The sequence below is a fragment of the Vibrio sp. YT-19(2023) genome (assembly GCF_033337395.1).
This window is the reverse complement of sequence record NZ_JAWOQN010000255.1, coordinates 1-889: the sequence shown is the minus strand read 5'-3', so window position 1 is coordinate 889 and position 889 is coordinate 1. Positions and strand designations below refer to the sequence as shown.

Genomic DNA, 889 nt, shown 5'->3' with positions numbered 1-889 from the left:
CAATGGAACGAATGAGCCACTTGATGCGGCATTGTTCGCTGATTCTGGCGCAACTAGACCACGAATGCTGCCTTTTCCGAACTCTTCTTTTTTCTCTTTTGGAGCCAAGTTGCGCTCTAAGCCGTAACTTAGGAATGCCGCGATTGTTGCGCCAGCGCCCGGAAGTACGCCAGTAAAGAAACCTAGGATAGAAGAGCGGATCGATACCGGAGCGACTTCTTTAATTTCCTCTTTGGTGACTTTCATCGAGCCGATGTTGCTCAATTTGTCTTGCTCTTCATCACGAGTATCGTTTGAAGGTTTGAGAATCCCCATTAAGGTTTCGCCCAAAGCAAACGTCGCCATTGCAAGAAGAAGGAAGCTAAAGCCGTCCATCAAATCGGTTAAACCAAAGGTGAAACGCTCGACACCAACGCCTTTATCGATACCGACTGTCGACAGCATCAAGCCAAGAATGGTCATCATCCACGCTTTAATGACCTGACCTTTACCAGCAAAAGCTGCAACGGCAGACAAGCCGAGCAACATCAATGCAAAGTAATCAGAAGATTGAAAGCTTAACGACACGTTAGCCAAGGCTGGCGCAGCCACGAGCAGCATGATGGCCGAAAGTGTGCCGCCAGTAAAAGAGGAGTAAGCGGCTAATGCTAGTGCTTTACCCGCTTGACCTTTTTGCGCCATTGGGTAACCGTCAAACGCGGTTACGACCGTTGAAGAACAACCCGGTGCGTTGATCAAAATTGAAGAGGTTGAACCACCAAATACGGCGCCGTAGTAAACACCCGCCATCAAGATGAGGCCCGATGAAGGCTCTAAACCATAAGTAATCGGGATCATCAACGCGATGGCCGAAATTGGGCCAAGACCCGGCAGCATGCCGATAAATGTG

1 protein-coding gene is annotated in these 889 nt (G+C 49.3%); it reads right to left on the bottom strand.

Annotation, left to right across the window (positions count from 1 at the left end; all coding sequences use genetic code 11):
* A partial coding sequence (locus tag R7E78_RS25245; RefSeq protein ID WP_318058488.1) for a tripartite tricarboxylate transporter permease occupies nt 1-889 on the bottom strand: 889 nt, incomplete at both ends.